Raw genomic sequence first — 19,290 nt, forward strand, 5'->3', positions numbered from 1 at the left:
CTCGACAAAGACGAGCGTGCCGCGTCCGAAGATCTACGGCGAAACCTCCCGGCATTCGCTGCTCGGCAATTGTGGCTATCAGCTCGTCCTTGGCGCCGACGACCAGGCCACAGCCGAGTACGCATCCCGCGCGCTCGGAAAGCGCACGATCCGCTACCAATCGGAATCCCGCACGATCGAACTGATGGGCCTGCCTCGCCGCACGAAGGTAGAGCAGATTCGCGAACGCGATCTGATGATGCCGCAGGAGGTCCGGCAAATGCCGGAGAACAAGATGGTCCTGCTCATCGAAGGACAACGGCCAATCTTCGGTGAAAAGCTCCGGTTCTTCCAAACGCAGCCCTTCAAATCAGCCGAGGCGTATTCCCAGGCCAACATTCCGCAAGTGCCGGAAGTCGATTATTTCCCGCCGAAGGTCGTGCCGGCGACAACCCCGCAATATGCCAACGGGGGGAAAACCGTTCGAAATTCCCTCGCCGGCGCCAGCGAAAGAGGAGAAGCCTTTGGCAGCCGCCGCGGCGGAGGCAGCACCGCTCAAGGCAGCCACTGCAGCAGAAGAGAAACCTGCAGCACCTGCCAAACGCACAGTCAATAAAAAGGCGCTGCGCCCGAAGCCTAAGCCGACTGCTGCAAAAACGGGCGGTGCGGAAGCATCTGCAAGCCTCGATGCGGTGGAAGCCCGGATAAAGGCCATCGAGGAAGGCCTCAAATCAAAGGCCGCACAACTCAAGGAAGTGGTCGAGAAAAAGGCTGAGAAGCTTGGCGACAAGTCTCCGTCCAAGCGCCGCAACATCATCGATATCTTCAGCTCGACCCTGCCTGATCCCGTCGAAGCTGGCGTGGCGGCCGATTTGTTTGCGAAGCGCGCTTCTGACACTCCAGGACACATGGGACCCGGAAAGATCGACCCTTAGTGCCGGTCAACGCGACGAGCTCGACGAGTGGTTCGAGCGGATGCGTCGCGTCGGAAGAACCCCCGTGGCGCTCGAGAAGGTGATCGCTCAGGTGCGCCAGCAGACGCGCCGCTTAGGCACTTGCAGGTTCGGTCCAACGTTCAGAAGCCGCCTAACAGAACAAGCCCCCTCAGCCTCTCCACAACCCTTACGCGACCCTTCTTAGGTCGGCTTTCGATCCCTTTTGCTGCTGCTCGTGGTTACGAGCCGGAACTTCTGGTGCCGGCCCAAACCGCTCATGCCGACCGGAATTTGGATCGGTAGACCTGTACTAGGTCATTCACACCCTTTCCGATCTGCTCAACGGGCATGGAGGCGTATCCGAATATGAACCCCGCACGTCGATCTGTTGGGGCCGCATACAGACGCGAGATTGGGTAGATGCCAACACCTTCTTGCCTCGCGCAGGCGGCGAAACGCTCTTCATCGCTGCCAGTGAGATGGTTGAACGACACGACGACATGGAGACCCGCCGAAGTCCCAACGATGTCGACCTCGTCGCCAAACGCTTCGGCCAATGCATTCAGGAATACCGCACGCCTTTCGGCGTTCAGTCGCCTCATCTTTCGAACGTGGCTTTCATATGCGCCCGTTTTGATGATCGAAGCGAGAGCCTCTTGCTCGAAGCTCGCTATGTCGATCGGTGATCTGCTTGCATCGGACAAAGGGCTCCACCAGCGTGCCAGGCAACACCATGTAACCAAGGCGGAGCGTTGGCGACAGCGTCTTGGATACGGTGCCGACATAGATGACCCGACCTTGACCGATCATCCACAGCGGCGGAATCGGACGTACGTCATATGATGGCGACGGAGATGGCAGCCCAACGCCTCGAGAGCGCCCCAGCCGGCCCGAGTTTTCGAACCATCAGAGGACAAAATCGAGAACTGGTTGATCAGCTCGGCCTGCGCAACTAGGTTGCACCAGGAATAGTTAGCGCGGGGCGCAATGAGTGACGTTCTGAAGACACTGGCCGATCTATCGGCGGCCGCAACAGCAATCATAACAATCCTTTACGTACTGGCGCTTTTGGGCAAGGGCGTCATGTATGCTATCAGCATTCCCGGGCGGGTACGCCGTAAACTCTACAGGCCCATGTTTATCCTTCTCCCGACGCCTGAAGAGCTCGCCATCTATTGTGTGAAAAATGACAATACCCTCCGCAGCGAGGCCGAGTGGCTCGAGGAGCGACGGGGCGGGGAAACTCGCCTCTATGAGGCCTGGATTCGCAAATCTAAGGAGAGGATAGCGATGTTCTACTACGGGACGTATGTCGCTGGCGCTCTCGTCATCGGTAGAATGCTGGCGCTCAATTGGAGCGAAACCGACCTGAAGAAGAATGCAGCGACAGGGCTGTTCAGCTTCCTATTTTTCTATCTCTGGGTTGCGTTCTTCCCTCTTCTTAATCGGCCCCGGGGGCCAAAGACGCGCCTGTCCACAGCTTGGCCCAGGATATGGAATGTCTAAGCCGCGCACAAAAGGCCACATGGCTGAGGCCGCAGCAATAGCGCGTTCGGCCGCTCAGTCTTGCCTGTCGAGTTTCGCCGCAAACCACCGCATGAACAGCACCTCGGACCCGCGCGGCCCGAGATCGGCGAGCGCAATGAGTCCCGATGCCATCGGTTGCTCCAGCGCCAACCACGACGCCAAAGCCGCGCCGATGAAGGCCATGCCGACGGCGATCGGGTAGCAGTTTCTTTCCGAAGAACTTCCGGCGCATCTTCCAGACTTCGTTCGTGTGCCACATCAGCCGGCCGACCATCGCGCCGATCATGGGTGATGGTCGTCGCCGCGCCGCCGAACCACGCGTTGAGCAGCTCGATCAAAGACGAATATTTCTGCGACATTCAGCGCCCTTCTCGTCCAGACCGCCGCCGCGCAGATGCCGACGACGGTCCGATCGATCTTGCGTTGATCAGCCGGCGTCCCGCCACGCCCGCCGATTAGATCAGTGCCCACCACGCGGCGGAGACCGTCGGCACTTGCCGGCGCCGAACTCCCACATCCCTGGAGGGCAAAGGTCAAAGCGAGTGCAGTCATCGTCCGCAGTGCGGCCAGCTTCATTGTTCTGCCTTTCGATGGAGGTTCTGACATCGTCGCCGCCCTGCCGGTAGATCCAGGCAACGACGGCGGCGATGATAGCGAGACCGGCCGCAGCCACGATGAGGCGAGGAGTGCAGAACATCAAACCATCGTCTCGACCTGTTTCGCGACGGCCTTCCTATCGGCGTTCTTGCGCCAGTAGAGGAAGCCGGCCATGCCGCTGAACGCGACAAGGATCAGGAGGAGGTTCTGTCAGGGTATGCCGCCGATCTCGTAGAGCAGCGAAAGTGCTCGACGACGACGACAGACGGAGTGATGACCTCGTTGGACTTCCACCACGGCGCGTCTAGGCTTAGCGGCGTGACAGGTACCGGTACCGGCTTCTCCTCCGTCACCGGGGCCGCCTCGACCTCCGGCCGGGCCGCTTCGCCCGGAGTGAGCGCTACAAGCGCCGTATGCATCGCAGCACGGGTTTTCGGACCAACATCGCCGTCGACCTGCAGCCGCTGGTCAGCTTGGAACTGAAGGACGTTGTCGGCGCGGTAGCCGAGAAGAACGAGCGAGATCCGCGTCAGTCGGCCAAACCAATCAGCCAGGCCGTTCTTGCCGCCGTTGATCTTCTTCGTGATGGTCTCGGCGTCGCCTTCGCCGGTCCAGCGGTTAAGGTCCCGGGTGTCCCAGTAGAACAGAGACACCAGGCCTTCTCACGGATCGGTATTGACCGCGTCCGGATCCTTGACGAAATCGGGGCAGTCGAGGCCGCCCGCGCGGCACCAGTTGCGGAACTGGCGATAGTTGTCCTTGCCGGTCCGTTGCGTACCGGTGCGACCGCGGTAGAGGTGCCCGTCGCTATCCTTCTCCGGCGTGTTGCCGAGATCGGTGCGGGTGTCGTAGCGCTGCTGCGCCGGCGTCGGCCCCCCAGATCTCTCGATCGTAGCGGTAGTCTCCGCTCTCATGCATGAACTGGGCGAAATACTGCGCGAGACGGTGCGGCCGATCCATGCCGAAACGCTCCCAGTATCTGTGCAGCGGCACAAGCACGGACGCGAGATTGCTCTCGTTCACCCTACCCTTTGCGGCAGCGCGAACCTGCTGAGCGGTGATGGCGCTCATTGAGGTCTCCTGGTTGTCGTTGGGGAATATTCGGCGGCTGGTTTATGGGGGCCGGCAGTGTTCGGGATTAGACCGACATTGGTCGTCTTGCCCCTCGCAGCCGGCCGGGAGGCTCGTCATCGGCCCCGGCCCTTGACGGGCCTCGCCATTGATCCACGTCAATGGAAATGGGAATTGAACATGGACGATAACGAAGCGAAAAGCGCCGGCCCAATCGAGCCGGCTTCTGACCTCTCAGACATCGCGGCACATAGCGCCGTTTCAATCTTTTGGACGTTGCGGCACAGCTTGCCGGCCTCGCCGAGGACCTCAAAGCCAAATCGTCAAGGCCGATCGAACCCAGACCGACATCCCGACGATGAGCCTGAATCAGGCTCCTCCGGCATCATTTGAAAATTGAGCCATCAAGACAGTAAGGCGGCAATAAATGCCGCCACGAAAACGACTGCTGCGAGAGCTGCAGCGCGTCTATTATCTTGACGCGCTCGGCAGGACGCATCGCACTCCTCCTTCGGTGAGCCCCTGAAACGAAACGCTCCGCAACAAAGATCGTTGCTCGAACATGAGTTCGAGGGCGACGGGAAGAGTCTTCCCGAGCCATAATAGTCGTGGTTGGTGCTTGTGATAAAGACAGATGAGCTGGATCGCCCGGCTTGGACGCTGTGAAGAGGCCTGCGAATGGAATAAAGTGGAACTGACGCGGGGCACGCAGGCGGAAGAACCGCTGGTCCGGGGGCTCATGGTTCCATATGGCCTGCATGTAAAAGAGAATGTTTTGCTTTACGTGCATGCGCAGCCTGAGGTCAATTTCGATGAAACCCCAGCTCGCGGCCGCGTATGGCGTCGGCTCGATCCCGATGCTTGTAATGTGCAAGGCAGGGTAGCCGACAAAAAGGTCGGAGCCGCACCGAAGACCGCGCTCATTTCCTAGATTTTGAACGCAACAGGTTGAACCATTTAGACCTAAAATTGCAAGTACGAGCGCCCGGCTTCGCCGGGCCTTTCTTGCCGTCGAACAACATGTCGCCGAGGATAGCGATTGCGCGCCCTCCCCTAACCCTTTCCGCTCGAGGGGAGAGGACGCTGGCAAGCGGTCGGCGCGACTCCCTTCTCCCCACCTGCGGAAAGCAACCGCGACGCACCCCGTCTTCTCAAGCTGGGCTATCTTATCGAACGCTTGGGCGAACGAAAGAGTCGCCAATGGCCTCTAACTGCAGCTGCCGCATTCGCAGTCGGCGCCGGCGCTCCGTCGCCGTAAGCCCTTCCAATAGCACTTGGGCGAGATCCAATGGGGTCCCTCGCCGACCGACTAAGTCCTCGTAAATCGCAGTAATAACGGTGGGCAGTTTAGCGGCGCCTTGCTTCATCCAAACCGTGCCGGCTCTGATCGGATGCCCATCGCGGTCATCACCGCCGCTTTGTTGGTCAAGGTTAACCCAGCGCCATTTTAGCCGTAGGGCTCGAATCACCGGCTGCGAACCGATCTTTCTTTATCCATAGGGTGGATGATTGCTATCCTAATAATCGATTTTACCAATCTTGCTGAATGTTATTTAGAAGACCCTGAATGAAGGCGCGGCGGGTAGTCCTACTGTTGTGCCTAGATGATTTCGGAGAGAACATGTGCGGGATTGTTGGTATCGTTGGACATCAGCCGGTTTCGGAGCGGCTGGTCGAAGCCTTGAAGCGTCTGGAATATCGCGGCTATGATTCGGCCGGCGTCGCGACGATCGAGGCGGGAACGTTGCAGCGCCGTCGGGCCGAGGGCAAGCTGGTCAATCTCGAGAACAGGTTGAAAGAGCAGCCGCTGGCCGGCACCATCGGCATCGCACACACCCGCTGGGCGACCCACGGGGCGCCTACGGAACGGAACGCCCATCCGCATTTCACCCGGGGCGTGGCGGTCGTACACAACGGCATCATCGAGAACTTCGCCGAACTCAAGGACGAACTGGCCGCGGCAGGAGCCCAGTTCCAGACGGAAACCGACACGGAGGTCGTCGCGCATCTCCTGGAGAAGTTCCGCCGTGATGGACTGGGGCGGCGCGAAGCCATGCTTGCCATGCTGAAGCGCATCAAGGGCGCCTACGCCTTCGCCATTCTCTTCGAGGACGACCCATCGACCATCATGGCCGCACGCAACGGTCCGCCGCTGGCGATCGGCCACGGCAACGGCGAGATGTTCCTGGGCTCGGACGCGATCGCGCTTGCTCCCTTTACCAATGAGATCACCTATCTGATCGATGGCGACTGGGCGGTCATCGGCAAGACCGGCGTTCATATCTTCGATTTCGACGGCAATACGGTCGAACGTCCGCGCCAGATTTCCACCACCGCTGCCTTTCTGGTCGACAAGGGCAACCATCGGCACTTCATGGAGAAGGAGATCTACGAACAGCCGGAGGTCATCGCCCATGCTCTGGGCCATTATGTGAACTTCATAGAAAACCGCGTTGTTCCGATTTCCGACGGTATCGATTTCGCCAAGGTCCCGAGCTTGGCGATCTCGGCCTGCGGCACCGCTTATCTTGCCGGCCTGATCGGAAAATACTGGTTCGAACGCTATGCGCGCCTGCCTGTCGAAATCGATGTCGCATCCGAATTCCGCTATCGCGATATACCTCTGTCGCCGCAGTCGGCAGCCCTTTTCATCTCGCAGTCGGGCGAAACCGCCGACACCCTGGCATCTCTGAGATATTGCAAGGAGCACGGCCTCAAGATCGGCGCTGTGGTCAATACCCGCGAGTCGACCATCGCGCGCGAGTCCGACGCGGTCTTCCCAATCCTTGCCGGCCCGGAGATCGGCGTCGCCTCGACCAAGGCCTTCACCTGCCAGCTTGCAGTTCTTGCCGCACTCGCAGTCGGCGCCGGCAGAGCTCGTGGGACCGTGAGCGCGGAGGAGGAGCAGGCGCTCGTAAAGAGCCTTTCCGAGATGCCGCGGATCATGGGCCAGGTGCTGAACAGTATCCAGCCCGCAATCGAGACGCTGTCGCGGGAACTGTCGAAATGCAGCGACGTGCTCTATCTCGGACGCGGTACCAGCTTTCCACTGGCAATGGAGGGGGCGCTGAAGCTTAAGGAGATCTCGTATATCCACGCCGAGGGTTATGCCGCGGGCGAGCTGAAGCACGGACCGATCGCCCTTATCGACGAAAACATGCCCGTCATCGTCATTGCGCCGCATGACCGCTTCTTCGACAAGACGGTATCGAATATGCAGGAGGTGGCAGCACGTGGCGGCCGGATCATCCTCATAACCGACGAGAGAGGAGCAGCCGCCTCGAAACTCGACACGATGCACACGATCGTGCTGCCGTTCGTCGACGAGATCATCGCACCGATGATCTTCTCATTGCCGCTCCAGCTTCTCGCCTATCATACGGCCGTCTCCATGGGGACCGACGTGGACCAGCCGCGCAACCTTGCGAAATCGGTAACGGTCGAATGATGGCCCCATTTTCATAGTTGGCAACGTTCCTCCGTCGTAAAGCACCACACCTCGTATTAAGCAAACGTCGAATAGAGCTCCAGATGACGATATCTGCTCAGTGCAATCTCCAGAAACTGGCGTTCGCCACAAGCTTGGCCGTGACCATCGTTCTTTCGCAAGGTCGGGCAATTGGGCAGGTTAAACACGGTAGCCCGATCGAGCTTGCCAAAGCCGACGTAAGCACCGCCGTCCGGCAAGACATGGCAAACGACGTTCGTATAGTCGGCTCTCTCACGCCCATTCGACGTTCTACACTGACCTCACGCGTATCCTCGACGATCATTGAGCTACCTGTTCAGATCGGGGACGTGGTCAATGCCGGCGATCTCCTCGTCCGTTTCGAAAGGGGAGCTCTCGAATCGGCGGTGACGGGGCGAAAAGCAGAGGCGGATGCCCTTCGCGCGCAGACCGACCTCGCCGAGGCAGTGCTTGAGCGAAACACGCGACTTAGTGAACGACGCGCGGCATCGGAGGCCACGAGGCTTGCTGCGCTGGCGGATGTGCTTGATCTTCGCGCGCAGCTAAGATCGAAACAGGCCGAGGTTTCGGATGCCGAACGATCGCTCTCCCATGCAGAAGTGCGAGCCGAGTTCGGTGGCGTTATTGCTGCGCGTTCGGTTGAAGAGGGCCAGACAGTTCCGCTGAATACCCAACTGATGACTATTGTCGAGCTCAATCGGCTGGAAGTTGACGCCGGTGTTCCCACAAGCCGGATCCCGCTCATTCGCCTCAAGCAGCCCGTAGAGCTGACGGTAGAGGGCTTTCCGGGCCGGACGTTTTCCGGAGAGGTCGCTCGTATCTCGCCCACCGCCGAAGCCGGATCCCGTGCTGTGCGAGTGTTCATCGCCGTCGACAACGAGGAAGGCCTGTTGAGAGGCGGAATGTTCACCATCGGCGATCTAAGAGTAGACGACCAGAAGGATGTCATCGCACTACCGGCGGCTTCAATCCGACACGACGCAGATGGTTTTTTCGTTCTCAAGGTGAAAGCGGGCGTTTTGCAAAGGCGACCTGTCGGGCTCGGCAGGAGTTGGAGCGACCGTGATCTTGTGCAGGTGTCGGGAGTGAGCGAGGGCGATGTTATCGTAACCGCCCCATTGCCCGATCTCGTCGCCAATACGCCCGTGATCATCGAAGGCATCTGAGGGATGTTCCTCACACGTATCAGCATCAACCATCCGGTCTTCGCTACCATGATGATGGTGATGATCCTTGTCCTTGGTCTGTTTTCATATGGTCGACTCGGTGTCGATCACTACCCCGAGACCGACCTGCCAGTCGTAGTGGTCGCGACCACCTACACCGGAGCATCGCCCGAATCGGTCGAAAGCGAGATCTCACGGCCGATTGAGGCGGCGCTCAACACTATCGGCGGAATCGACACCATCACCTCGGAATCCTACGAAGGGCGTTCGATCGTCGTGGTGCAGTTCGAAGTCGATGTCGATTCACAAGACGCGGCACAGGAGGTGCGCGACAGGGTTGCGCGTCTTGAAACTAAGTTTCCCGACGCAGTGGCGACCCCTCAGGTCACGCGATACAAGCCCGAAGGCCAGGCAATCCTCTCTGTTGCAGTGTCCTCGACGAGCCGGACGCTGCCCGAAATCACCACGCTTGCCACTCGCGTGATCAACAATCGCCTGAGCGTTATATCGGGCGTCGGCCAAGTTTCACTGATTGGCAGCAGCGAGCGGCAAGTTCTCGTTGTTGTGGACCCTGATCGTCTCGGGGCCCACGGCCTCCCTGTCGCCACCGTCATCGAAGCAATCCGAGGCGAAAACCAGGATCGGGCGGCGGGAACGCTTACATCCGGCATCAATCAGCGAATCGTAACGGTCGAGGGACGCATTGCGAATACTTCAGCCTTCAACCGCATCATCGTCGCTCAAAGAAATGGCTATCCCGTCTACCTTTCGGAAGTGGCAACCATTCTCGACACAGGCGCCGAAGTTACCAGCCTTGCAAACTACCAAGGCCAGACGACTCTCGGTTTGCACATCGTCAAGGTCCAAGGCGCCAACACGGTCGAGGTTGCGTCCGCAGTTCGCAGGGAAGTTTCCGCGCTGAACGCAGAACTGACAAAGGACAACGTCCAACTCACCATCACACGTGACAACTCCCGCCCCATTGCTTCCCAGGTTTCCCAAGTACAGCGAACGCTGGTCGAAGGAGGTGTTCTGTCAGTGCTGATCGTGTTCATATTTTTGAACTCCTGGCGATCCACGGTTATCACCGGCCTTACCCTCCCCATTTCAGTTATTGGCACATTCGCGGCAATTTACGCTCTCGGCTTCACGCTGAACATCATGACTCTTATGGCACTCTCCTTGTCCATCGGCATTCTGATTGACGATGCGATAGTCGTACGTGAAAACATCACTCGCCATCTACAGATGGGCAAGGATCCTGTAAGGGCGGCCCTGGATGGTACCAACGAGATTGGCCTTGCAGTGCTGTCGACAACACTGTGCATCGTCGCTGTGTTTCTGCCGGTTGCCTTCATGGGCGGGCTGATCGGTCGCTTTTTCCTTCAGTTTGGCGTTACCGTAGCCGTGGCCGTGTTCATTTCGCTCTTTGTGTCCTTTACTCTTGATCCGATGCTGTCGAGCATTTGGCGCGATCCCCAATCTCAAAAAACTGCCAAGCGAGGCTTCTTCGGGCAACTGATTGAGCGGTTCGATCAATGGTTCGAGGGACTTGCAAGCCGCTATCGGTCGGTTATCTACTTCACATTCGACTACCGGAAAACGACAATTGCTATTGTCCTAGGCATGTTTGTCGTCAGCCTGCTGCTTGTTCCGCGCATCGGAACTGAGTTTTTGCCGCCACCCGACCAGGGAGAAGTGAGCATATCGCTGGAAGCCAACGAAGGCGCTTCCCTCGATTACATGGCCGCGAAAGTCGGTCAGATCGAACGAGCACTGCGAGAATTCAATTATGTCTCCTCGACGTATTCCACTATCAATTCCGGGGAAATGCGTGGCTTCAACAAGGCCCTGGTGGCCGTGCAACTTGTGCACAGCAGTCAAAGGAGGCTGAAGACGGCGGAAACCCTCGGTCCTATCCGCCGGCGGCTTTCCAGGATCGCCGGCCTCGAAATCTCAGTTGGACAGCGTTCGGAAGTGGTCGGATCGATAAAGCCGTTACAATTGTCGATCCTCGGGGATGGTGACGAGGAGCTGCGACGGATCTCCGATCAAATCACCTCGGTGCTTGCGGCCATTCCGGGCGCTACGGAGATCGAATCTTCAATCGAAAAGCTTCGACCAACGCTGGCTGTTCGGGTGCGCCGCGAGGCGGCGAGCGATCTCGGCGTCTCGATCGCAACGATAGGCGATACACTCAGGTCACTAGTGGCGGGTGATGCAATATCTGTATGGAACAGCCCTGACGGAGAATCCCACGATGTCGTGGTGCGCCTCCCCGCCGCCGGCCGAGAGAACGCCGCACAGCTCCGTAATCTTCCAATCGCCACCGCTCGTATGGACGACAATGGCAAGCCGATAATGGTCTTACTCGATCAGGTAGCCGATGTCGTCGAGAGCACCGCGCCTGCTCAGATCACCCGCAAGGATCTGTCCCGGGACATTCGCATATCCAGCAACATTGAAGGAAGGACGTTGGGCGACGTTGTGGCCGATCTGAAGGCCGCGATGACAAAGATGGATATCCCAGTGGGGTTTCGAATTTCATTCGGCGGCGATGCGGAGAACCTGACCGAGAGCACCGCCTATGCACTCCAGTCGCTGGCGATGGCCGTCATCTTCATCTACATTATCTTGGCTTCTCAGTTCGGCTCCTTCATCCAGCCAATCGCCATCATCATGACAATGCCGCTATCCTTGATGGGTGTCCTGCTTGGCCTTCTGTTTACGGGCTCCACACTCAATATGTTCTCGATGATCGGCATCCTGATGCTGATCGGTTTGGTGACAAAGAACGCGATCCTTCTGGTCGACTACTCCAATCTAGGCGTTCGCGAAGGCAAAAGCCTGCGTCAGAGCCTTGCAGATGCCGGAGCGGTAAGACTCCGGCCGATCGTGATGACGACCCTCGCCATGATTTTCGGTATGCTCCCAACAGCCCTAGGCTTGGGCGAAGGCGGCGCGCAGCGCGCCCCAATGGCCCATGCAATCATCGGCGGGTTGATATCCTCCACCCTCCTCAGTTTGGTCTTTGTGCCTGTCGTGCTGACTTATCTTGATGCCTTCGCCCGGCGCGTAAGGCGCTGGGTGCCTTCTCCTACTGGATCGAATGCTTCGGCTCAGCACGACGGGTCCGATAAGACTAAAACTCCTGCTTGCGCTCTCACAAGCCAGGATCAGTCAGGGACAACAATCATGTGAGGTCGCGTGCATGAGATTTCCCTTTCGGACGTGTCGAGCTTGGTTGGGCAGGAACTCGGCACATCCAAATGGATCACCATTGATCAGGCGATGATCAACCTCTTCGCCGATGCGACCCATGACCATCAATTCATCCACGTAGATCCGAACCGCGAAGCGGCAGCACGATCGCTCATAAATTCTTGACACTGGCGCTTCTGTCGGTGATGAACTTCAGCGGTATGCCGAAGGTTCGCGAGCAAACCATGGGCATCAATTGCGGTTTCGACCGCGTCCGCTTCATCTCACCGGTCAGGACCGGCAGTCGTGTGCGTGGTCGCTTCGTGCTTTCGGATTGCCGCTTTCGGGGCGCCAGTATGCTAATGACAGTCTGCAACGTGACGGCGTGACGGTTGAGATCGAGAACGAGAATAAACCTGCACTCACTGCCAATTGGATCGCCAACCGGCCAAAAGCCGGTTGAGTGTCGCTGGCAGCTTGATGAAGGTGCATGCATCCCGATGTTCTGGATGCACCCGCCATCGGAGCGCGTATACTCCTACAGCGTAAACTCATAAAATTTCTTGGCATTTATCGGCCGCCGTGATTCAAGGCTTCGAAATAGGGAAGCATTTGATGACGCGTCGTCGCTACGAACTGACTGACCACGAATGGTCGATCATATCGCCGTTGTTGCCCAACAAGCCACGCGGTGTTGCCCGCGTTGATGATCGGCGGGTATTGAATGGCATCCTCTGGCGGTTTCGAACGGGCTCGCCTTGGGCGGAAGTTCCGGAACGCTATGGCCCGCCGACGACCTGTTACAACCGCTTCGTCCGCTGGCGCAAAGCCGGGGTATGGGATCGGCTTCTTGAAGCGGTGTCCAAGGCCTACGATGGCGACATCGTCATGATCGACTCGACCTGTGTCCGCGTTCACCAGCACGCGGCCACGGGAAAAAAGGGGATGGAGACGATGGTGGCATGGGACGTTCCCGCGGCGGGCTTACGAGCAAAATCCACGCGCTCGTCGATGCCGAAGGTCGCCCCGTCAATCTGCGTCTGACTGGTGGACAGATCGCCGATTGTGCCGAAGCCGACGCGCTGACGGATGAGCTTGGCGAGGGGGACATCCTGCTGGCCGACAAGGGTTATGACACGAATGCGATTCGGGCCAAGGCCGCCGAGCGAAAGGCCTGGGCCAACATCCCGCCGAAGAGTAATCGCAAGGGCTCTTTCGTGTTTTCGCGCTGGGTCTATCGGCAACGCAATCTCGTGGAACGGTTCTTCAACAGGATCAAGCAGTTCCGAGGCATCGCAACCCGATATGACAAGCGCCCGGAAAACTACCTCGCCGCCGTAAAGCTCGTCGCAACAAGAATATGGTGCCAAAGTTTATGAGTCGACGCCGTAGGAAACAGATCACGTTCCCCGGTGCGTCGGCGCAAGGGAATGGGATTGGAAGATGTTGGAAACTTCGAAGATCAAGTCGCGCGTTCCGTGATACAGAATTGTGAGCTTGTGCTGACTGCCCAGTTGGTCGAAGACAGGAAAACCGACGCGCATTAGCGGAGTGCCGAGACGTGCTGAAGCGTGCTGGCCGTGCGAATGCGTGACGAGAAGATCAGCATGGGTGGCAAGACTTTCCAAGTCGCCGAGGTCGCCGACCTGAATTACTTCCACCGGTACTTTGTGAAGGATTTTCGACGCACCTTTCGTGGTAACGGCTGCCACAATCTCGGCACCCAGGCAAATGAAGAACGTAGCGAGTTGATAGAGCTGGTCCGGCTCGGCTGCGATCGCAATCTTCTTGCCAGCCGAGTGGAAATGTCCGTCCAGCAGGGCATCCTGCAGCTGTGCGCGGCGCCGGCGGACTTTCGCGGGCGCGGGCCGACCGGAAATAGAGGAAAGTAGCGAGACAAACCGGTCGACCGCATTTAATCCTGTCAGCGACTGAAACAGCACGTAAGGAACTCCGGTCAGCGTCTTCATCTCCTCTGCTGGACCGCGCATATGCTCACCAATGGCTATGCACTGCGCTGCTGTGCCAAGCTCGCGTATCTCCTCGACGCTGATGCCGCCGTATGTCGTCGGCACCCAGCGGCCATCGGGCACTATACCATCAAGCGAGCCAGAGAGGTCCGGCAGGATGATCGGCTTGAGCCCGAAGCTTTCTACTATATCGCGCAACTGCTCGATGTCAGCTATAGTGAGGTTCCACCCAGGGAGAATTGCTATAGTTCTCGACTGCCGCTCCTGCTCGCCGATTCGTGTAATCGCTTTGATCATTGCTGTGACAGCCTTGGCCCAACCCTCCTCCATAGCGCCGTCAAAATCCGGTGTATTGGCCAGCACGACGTCGGTACCTGTGAGTTCTTCCGCGCGCTCCAGCTTGATACTGGCGAGATCACCCACCAGATCTTCGCCACGAGTTTCCACCAGCGCCGTGGTGCATATACCGATCAGCTTTGGCTTTGCGCGAATTTTGAGATTGAGGATCGCCTGCTCCAAATGACCCGCCCCGCCGAGGACTATTGCCACGTCGTCCATCGCGGTGGTTTGCAAGGGAATCGCTTCCTTGAAGTGCCTAACGAGAAGCACCAGTGCAAAGCTGGTGCAACCTTGACTGCCATGGAATAGCGGTATCGCACCATCGACACCAAGAAAGGCCAAGGCGCCACCCAGCGGCTGCGACGATTTCAGGGGGTTGATCGTTGCCCATTTAGTCTGAGAAAGGATGCGGACCATCAGCTTTCTTCGGTCTCACGACCTTCATGATCTGCCTGATGGCCTAACTCTGGGTTAGCGCCGATTTCGTGACCGTCATGCCAACGACGTTCGTGCCGATCTACATCTAGGCCGACCAGAACTTTGCGCCGTCGGTGATGAGAAGGGTTGGCTTGCCGTTTAGAAGCGGTCGCTTCGCCTCGCTTCTGATCCACACCGTTGCATTTCCTATCGAGAGCGTTACCTCGGTGAGAACCCTTGGGTCGGCACGCAGTGAGGCGGTGTGTACTTTGGGAGAAGAACTCCCCGAAGCGTCTTCTCCCGCAAAATGCGGTCTCACCCAAACGTGACATGTTTTTTTTAGTCCCTGGTTGATACGCTGACTACGACATGCATCGGCAGTTGTCGCCGTTTTATGACCGGGAATCTCAAAACTCGTGCCAATTCTGTTTACTTCAGCTAAAGACCACTTTGTTGTTTGTTTCAGCTACTTATCCTCAGACGAGCTAAAGAGCTTAGCCAATCACCTCTGTCGCGGACCTGACAAACCCTACACGGGTTAGGGTTCCCCGACCCATTGCGGCCAACGATTCCGGGAATGCCGCGAAGATGGAGTTTGCGGGTGGTCTGCTGATTCGAAGTTCCTCTCTTCAGTGTCGTTGCGTCTGTAGTTCACTGAGGCTCTACAAGCTCAAAGAGAGTACTTCATGCGCTGACGAGTGGACGAGTGTGACATGGATTCAGTTGCGTTGAGACGAATGCCGATAAACAAAGTGCCTGAAGGAAGCGGCGGGGCGTCGCCACGACCCGAAAAGGCGGCTGGCTGAACAGGTTCATGATCCGAAGGGTGCGGCTGCTGTTAGGAGCAGGACGTAAGGCAATCAGTACGCGAGTGGGGAGCGCAAGAGTATACCCAAAGGCGCTATCAAGAGCGGCGGGTATGTCGCACCAATATGGTCGATTAGACGGTTCGAACCGCAGGAGCTCCGGAGAAAAGCGAGGAGTTCTTGATCAACATGCAAGTTAATGCTCTTGGCAACGTCTAATACCAACCGTCATTGATCAGAACCCTTGCGCCCATTGCCGTCGGCCAATTGACATGATTTTCCATGGCCGCTCCTGTAGTGTTCGCCAAGCGTAGCAGCAGTGGTCGACGATATCCTCGTAGGACTTGAAGACGCGGTTGGATAGCCAGTTATCCCTCATGAACTGCCAGATGTTTTCGACGGGATTCAGTTCCGGCGATTTCGGCGGCAAAGGCAGGATGGTGATGTTTTCTGGGACGGCCAGGTTGTTGGACATGTGCCATCCCGCCTGGTCCATGATGAGAATGGCGTGCCCATCCTCAGTGACGTTTCTGGCGATTTCAATCAGATGCTGGTTCATGGCATGAGTATCGCACCAGGGCATGACGAGGGCGGCGGCCTTGCCGTGCTGGGGGCAGATCGCGCCGAAGATATAGGCCGAGCGGGTGCGCTGGTCGTGCGGCGCAGATGGCCTTGATCCACGCTTGGCCCAGCGGCGGGTGATCTTGTTCTTCTGCCCGATACGGGCCTCGTCCTGGAACCAGATTTCGATCACTTTGCCCTTGGCGGGACCGGCGGCGATTTCTGCCACAGTGGTGGGGAAGTTTTTTTAAATGCCTCAGCCGCCTCGGCATCCTGCGCATGATGCCTCGGGCGAGCCGAGAGCTTGCGGTAGCCCATTGATCGCACTTCGCGACCCAAGGTCTCTTCACTCACCGAGACCCGGAACTCTTCCCAAATCCACTGGGCCAGATCACACAGACGCCAGCGAACGACGCCGTCGAGATAAGGCGTGGGGCCGCGCTCGATGGCTTGTGCCAGGGCTGTGCGCTGATCTTCGTTCAACAGTGACGGCTTGCCCGGAGCCTTCCCGTTGACCAGCCCGTCGGGACCGCGTGCGTTGAAGCGAACCACCCAGTCGCGCACGATCTGAACTGTCACGCTGCCGATCCGAGCAGCATTTGCGCGAGAGCCGCCATCATAGATCGATGCGAGGGCGAGAAGACGCCGAGCTTGGTCGGCATCTCGTGTCTGCCGAGCCAGACGCCGCAACCCATCCCCATCATACTCTGACCGCAACGAAATCGCCGAACCCATCGCAAACCTCCTGTTTGCGCCATCGATTCAGATTCGTCGGCTTTTGGGAATCATGAGAGTCAGACTCAGTGACGATTGGTATAACAGGTGTCCGACTGAGGATCAATGCGCGACGCCTCTTGCAATAGTATCTCCCGCAACCAAATGTTTCCGGGGTCAGTGTTGTGAAGGGCGGGCCACTGGACAGCCTCAGTGAAAAAGAGGGGAGGCAGCGGAGATGTGACAATGCGCAGTGGTACCGTTTGTTCGAAATATTTAACCAAACGCAATGGTATAGTTGCTATGCGGTTAGTACCCGCCAGTAGGCGTGGAATTAAGGTAAAACCTGGCACAACAAGCTCGATACGTCTATTGAAGCCGTGCTCAAGCAATAGCCATTGCTCGACGGAGGGCTTCATTTCTCGTCCGAACTGGGCTGCAACATGCCCCATCGACATATAGGTCTCGAACGAGATGTTCCCCAGTAGCTTCTTGTTGGTGGGGCAGCCGACGCACACGAGTGCCTCGTCGAACAATTTCGCTTTGGGATGCGCGCTCGACATGAACACGTCTGGAAAAATCAGAAAATCAACATCCCCCCGCCGGAGAAGCTCATGGGGATCATCATCGAGAGGGAGCAACTCGAAGCTGACACCGGGGGCCTCGCGAGCCACGCGTTCCACGATCCTCGCAAAGAATACAAGTATCATGAAGTCGGAAAGGATGATTCTGAAACGACGATCCGACTGGGCCGGGTTTAGTGGATCCCAGGCAATGACGGAAAGCTGAATTTGCAGCAGGGCGTCGCGGACCGCGGGGGCGAGCGCCTCAGCACGGGGCGTAGGGACAAGTTCGCGGCCCTGCATCGAAAACAGCTCGTCACCAAAATACGTGCGCAGGCGCGCGATAGCCGCACTCATGGCCGGTTGACTGAGGTTGATCCGGCGTGCGGCGGCCGTGAGCTTGCGCTCGGTCATCAGTGCGTCGAGCGCGACGAGGAGGTTTAGATCTAGGCCCCTAAAACGCATGTGCGGCATCCATATCGCAGATGATCATTATCCAAACAATCAATTTTACCAATCTTGCAGAGTCCTATTAGAGAACCCTGAGGTTAATGAAATCAAGGTGCGGCGCGAGAAAAGTTTCACAAGTACAGGATGGGTCCGAATTTAGAGCCGTCGCCTAAGCCCTCGACCAACGGTCCAGCGCTACGGTGGCCTCCCCGGTGTGACTAGCCGGTACACACCACTCTCGATCGTGCTTTGAAGAAACAACACACTGGAGTTCTTATATGTCCTTAAAAGTGCAGTGGAAACTATGCTGGGAAAATCAGCTGGAACGTGCAGACCACGAGGAGCTTTCAGAGTTTTTCCGAAAATCCTATGGGCCCACAGGAGCGTTCCACGCGAAACCATTCGAGGGTGGCCGCAGTTGGGCCGGCGCGAGACCGGAGCGCCGCGCAATTGCTTATGACTCGGTCGGGATAGCAAGCCACATGGGCGTGTTGCGCCGTTTCATTAAGGTTGGTGAGACTGATCTCCTTGTGGCTGAACTGGGCTTATACGCGGTGCGGCCCGATCTGGAGCGAATGGGCATCGCTCACTCGGTCGGTGCTTTGACTCCAACTTTGCGGGAGCTTGGTGTCCCATTCGCCTTTGGGACAGTTCGGCACGCCATGCGGAACCACGTTGAGAGATATTGCCAGAACGGTATGGCTAGCATTTTGACGGGGGTTCGAGTGCGGTCGAGCATCGCAGAAGTGAATCCCGATCTCCCTTCCACGCGCACCGAGGAGCCACTCGTCGTGATATTCCCGGTTGGACGTCCGTTGAACGAATGGCCTCCAGGTACATTGATTGAACGGAACGGATCGGAGCTATGAAGCACCTCGATTATATACACGAGGTGCCGAGCAACTGCGATTACGGGACCGAAGATCCTAGTATATACCTGACGTTTGACGACGGCCCGAATCCACATTGCACACCGGAAATCCTGGATGTGCTGGCTGAGTACGGCGTACCGGCGACTTTCTTCGTCATCGGCACCTATGCGAAAAGCCAGCCGGAACTCATTCGACGTATCGTCGCGGAAGGTCACGAAGTGGCTAACCACACGATGACCCACCCGGACCTGTCAACATGCGGACCTCACGAAGTCGAACGTGAGATTGTCGAGGCAAGTGAGGCCATTATCGCCGCTTGTCCTCAGGCAGCGGTCCGACACATACGAGCACCTTATGGTGTCTGGAGCGAGGAAGCGCTGACAAGATCGGCGAGCGCTGGGCTGACGGCAATACATTGGTCGGCAGATCCGCGAGATTGGTCTCGGCCAGGCGCCAACGCGATTGTTGATGCAGTGCTGGCATCGGTTCGGCCCGGTGCGATCGTGCTGTTGCACGATGGATGCCCTCCCGACGAAACGGGAGCGCTTACGGGTCTGCGTGACCAAACGCTTATGGCAATTTCCCGTGTGATCCCGGCGCTGCACGAGCGTGGTTTTGCAATTCGCCCACTTCCTCCGCATCACTGAACAGAC

General features: G+C 57.9%; 11 protein-coding genes and 6 pseudogenes. 11 read left to right on the forward strand and 6 right to left on the reverse strand.

Going from position 1 to position 19,290, the window contains the following annotated elements; genetic code table 11:
* Positions 1 to 28: 28 nt before the first annotated feature.
* Positions 29 to 914 (forward strand): annotated as a pseudogene (locus tag J3R84_RS29340) (type IV secretory system conjugative DNA transfer family protein); the annotation flags it as partial.
* A 275-nt stretch (positions 915 to 1,189) separates the two neighbouring features.
* Here J3R84_RS29340 and J3R84_RS29345 read toward each other — a convergent pair.
* Positions 1,190 to 1,754: pseudogene (locus tag J3R84_RS29345) on the reverse strand (aminotransferase class I/II-fold pyridoxal phosphate-dependent enzyme); the annotation flags it as partial.
* A 147-nt stretch (positions 1,755 to 1,901) separates the two neighbouring features.
* On the opposite strand from J3R84_RS29345, the gene J3R84_RS29350 reads away from it, so the two are divergent.
* A complete protein-coding gene (locus tag J3R84_RS29350) occupies positions 1,902 to 2,420 on the forward strand; it encodes a hypothetical protein (RefSeq protein ID WP_203530010.1) in 519 nt (172 codons plus the stop codon).
* 303 nt (positions 2,421 to 2,723) lie between these two features.
* On the opposite strand, the gene J3R84_RS29355 is transcribed toward J3R84_RS29350, so the two are convergent.
* On the reverse strand, positions 2,724 to 3,017 hold the full coding sequence (locus J3R84_RS29355) for a hypothetical protein (RefSeq protein WP_225906561.1): 294 nt from the start codon (positions 3,015 to 3,017) through the stop codon (positions 2,724 to 2,726).
* 120 nt (positions 3,018 to 3,137) lie between these two features.
* Positions 3,138 to 4,109 (reverse strand): annotated as a pseudogene (locus J3R84_RS38865) (peptidoglycan-binding protein).
* Between the two features lie 180 nt (positions 4,110 to 4,289).
* Here J3R84_RS38865 and J3R84_RS29370 point away from each other — a divergent pair.
* The 7 genes and pseudogenes from J3R84_RS29370 (at position 4,290) to J3R84_RS29400 (ending at position 13,324) form a co-directional block, all read left to right on the forward strand.
* Positions 4,290 to 4,502: pseudogene (locus J3R84_RS29370) on the forward strand (hypothetical protein).
* A gap of 241 nt (positions 4,503 to 4,743) precedes the next feature.
* Positions 4,744 to 5,040, forward strand: a complete 297-nt coding sequence (locus tag J3R84_RS29375; protein WP_203530011.1) for a hypothetical protein — start codon at positions 4,744 to 4,746, stop codon at positions 5,038 to 5,040.
* Between the two features lie 690 nt (positions 5,041 to 5,730).
* Positions 5,731 to 7,557 (forward strand): glutamine--fructose-6-phosphate transaminase (isomerizing), encoded by a 1,827-nt coding sequence (gene glmS, locus J3R84_RS29380; RefSeq protein ID WP_018009574.1) that lies wholly within the window; start codon positions 5,731 to 5,733, stop codon positions 7,555 to 7,557.
* 83 nt (positions 7,558 to 7,640) lie between these two features.
* Positions 7,641 to 8,744, forward strand: coding sequence for a nodulation protein NolF (gene nolF / locus J3R84_RS29385; RefSeq protein ID WP_011970885.1), 1,104 nt, complete (start codon positions 7,641 to 7,643; stop codon positions 8,742 to 8,744).
* A gap of 3 nt (positions 8,745 to 8,747) precedes the next feature.
* The gene (gene nolG / locus J3R84_RS29390) at positions 8,748 to 11,945 is read left to right on the forward strand and encodes an efflux RND transporter permease subunit (RefSeq protein WP_203530012.1); all 3,198 of its coding nucleotides are present in this window, start codon (positions 8,748 to 8,750) and stop codon (positions 11,943 to 11,945) included.
* Positions 11,946 to 11,951: 6 nt separating this feature from the next.
* Positions 11,952 to 12,408, forward strand: a pseudogene (locus J3R84_RS29395) (MaoC family dehydratase).
* A gap of 152 nt (positions 12,409 to 12,560) precedes the next feature.
* Positions 12,561 to 13,324, forward strand: a pseudogene (locus J3R84_RS29400) (IS5 family transposase).
* A 21-nt stretch (positions 13,325 to 13,345) separates the two neighbouring features.
* Here J3R84_RS29400 and nifN read toward each other — a convergent pair.
* The 3 genes from nifN to nodD1 all read right to left on the reverse strand — a co-directional run bounded on the left by nifN (position 13,346) and on the right by nodD1 (position 17,780).
* On the reverse strand, positions 13,346 to 14,671 hold the full coding sequence (gene nifN / locus J3R84_RS29405) for a nitrogenase iron-molybdenum cofactor biosynthesis protein NifN (protein WP_011970887.1): 1,326 nt from the start codon (positions 14,669 to 14,671) through the stop codon (positions 13,346 to 13,348).
* Positions 14,672 to 15,712: 1,041 nt separating this feature from the next.
* Positions 15,713 to 16,773, reverse strand: a protein-coding gene (locus J3R84_RS29410) for an IS630 family transposase (protein ID WP_113569768.1) whose coding sequence is annotated in 2 segments (ribosomal slippage) — positions 15,713 to 16,281 and positions 16,281 to 16,773 — 1,062 coding nt in all. Because the reading frame shifts where the segments join, the coding sequence is not laid out codon by codon here.
* A gap of 65 nt (positions 16,774 to 16,838) precedes the next feature.
* Positions 16,839 to 17,780, reverse strand: a complete 942-nt coding sequence (gene nodD1 / locus J3R84_RS29415; RefSeq protein ID WP_207932887.1) for a transcriptional regulator NodD1 — start codon at positions 17,778 to 17,780, stop codon at positions 16,839 to 16,841.
* A 263-nt stretch (positions 17,781 to 18,043) separates the two neighbouring features.
* Here nodD1 and nodA point away from each other — a divergent pair, with 263 nt between their 5' ends.
* Together nodA and nodB are read left to right on the forward strand one after the other, a co-directional pair.
* The gene (nodA, locus tag J3R84_RS29420; protein WP_011970890.1) at positions 18,044 to 18,634 is read left to right on the forward strand and encodes a nodulation N-acyltransferase NodA; all 591 of its coding nucleotides are present in this window, start codon (positions 18,044 to 18,046) and stop codon (positions 18,632 to 18,634) included.
* Positions 18,631 to 19,284 (forward strand): chitooligosaccharide deacetylase NodB, encoded by a 654-nt coding sequence (gene nodB, locus J3R84_RS29425; RefSeq protein ID WP_011970891.1) that lies wholly within the window; start codon positions 18,631 to 18,633, stop codon positions 19,282 to 19,284. Before nodA ends, nodB begins: the two co-directional genes overlap by 4 nt.
* The last annotated feature ends 6 nt before the right edge of the window (positions 19,285 to 19,290 follow it).

It is taken from the genome of Ensifer canadensis (assembly GCF_017488845.2).
Lineage (GTDB): Bacteria > Pseudomonadota > Alphaproteobacteria > Rhizobiales > Rhizobiaceae > Ensifer > Ensifer canadensis.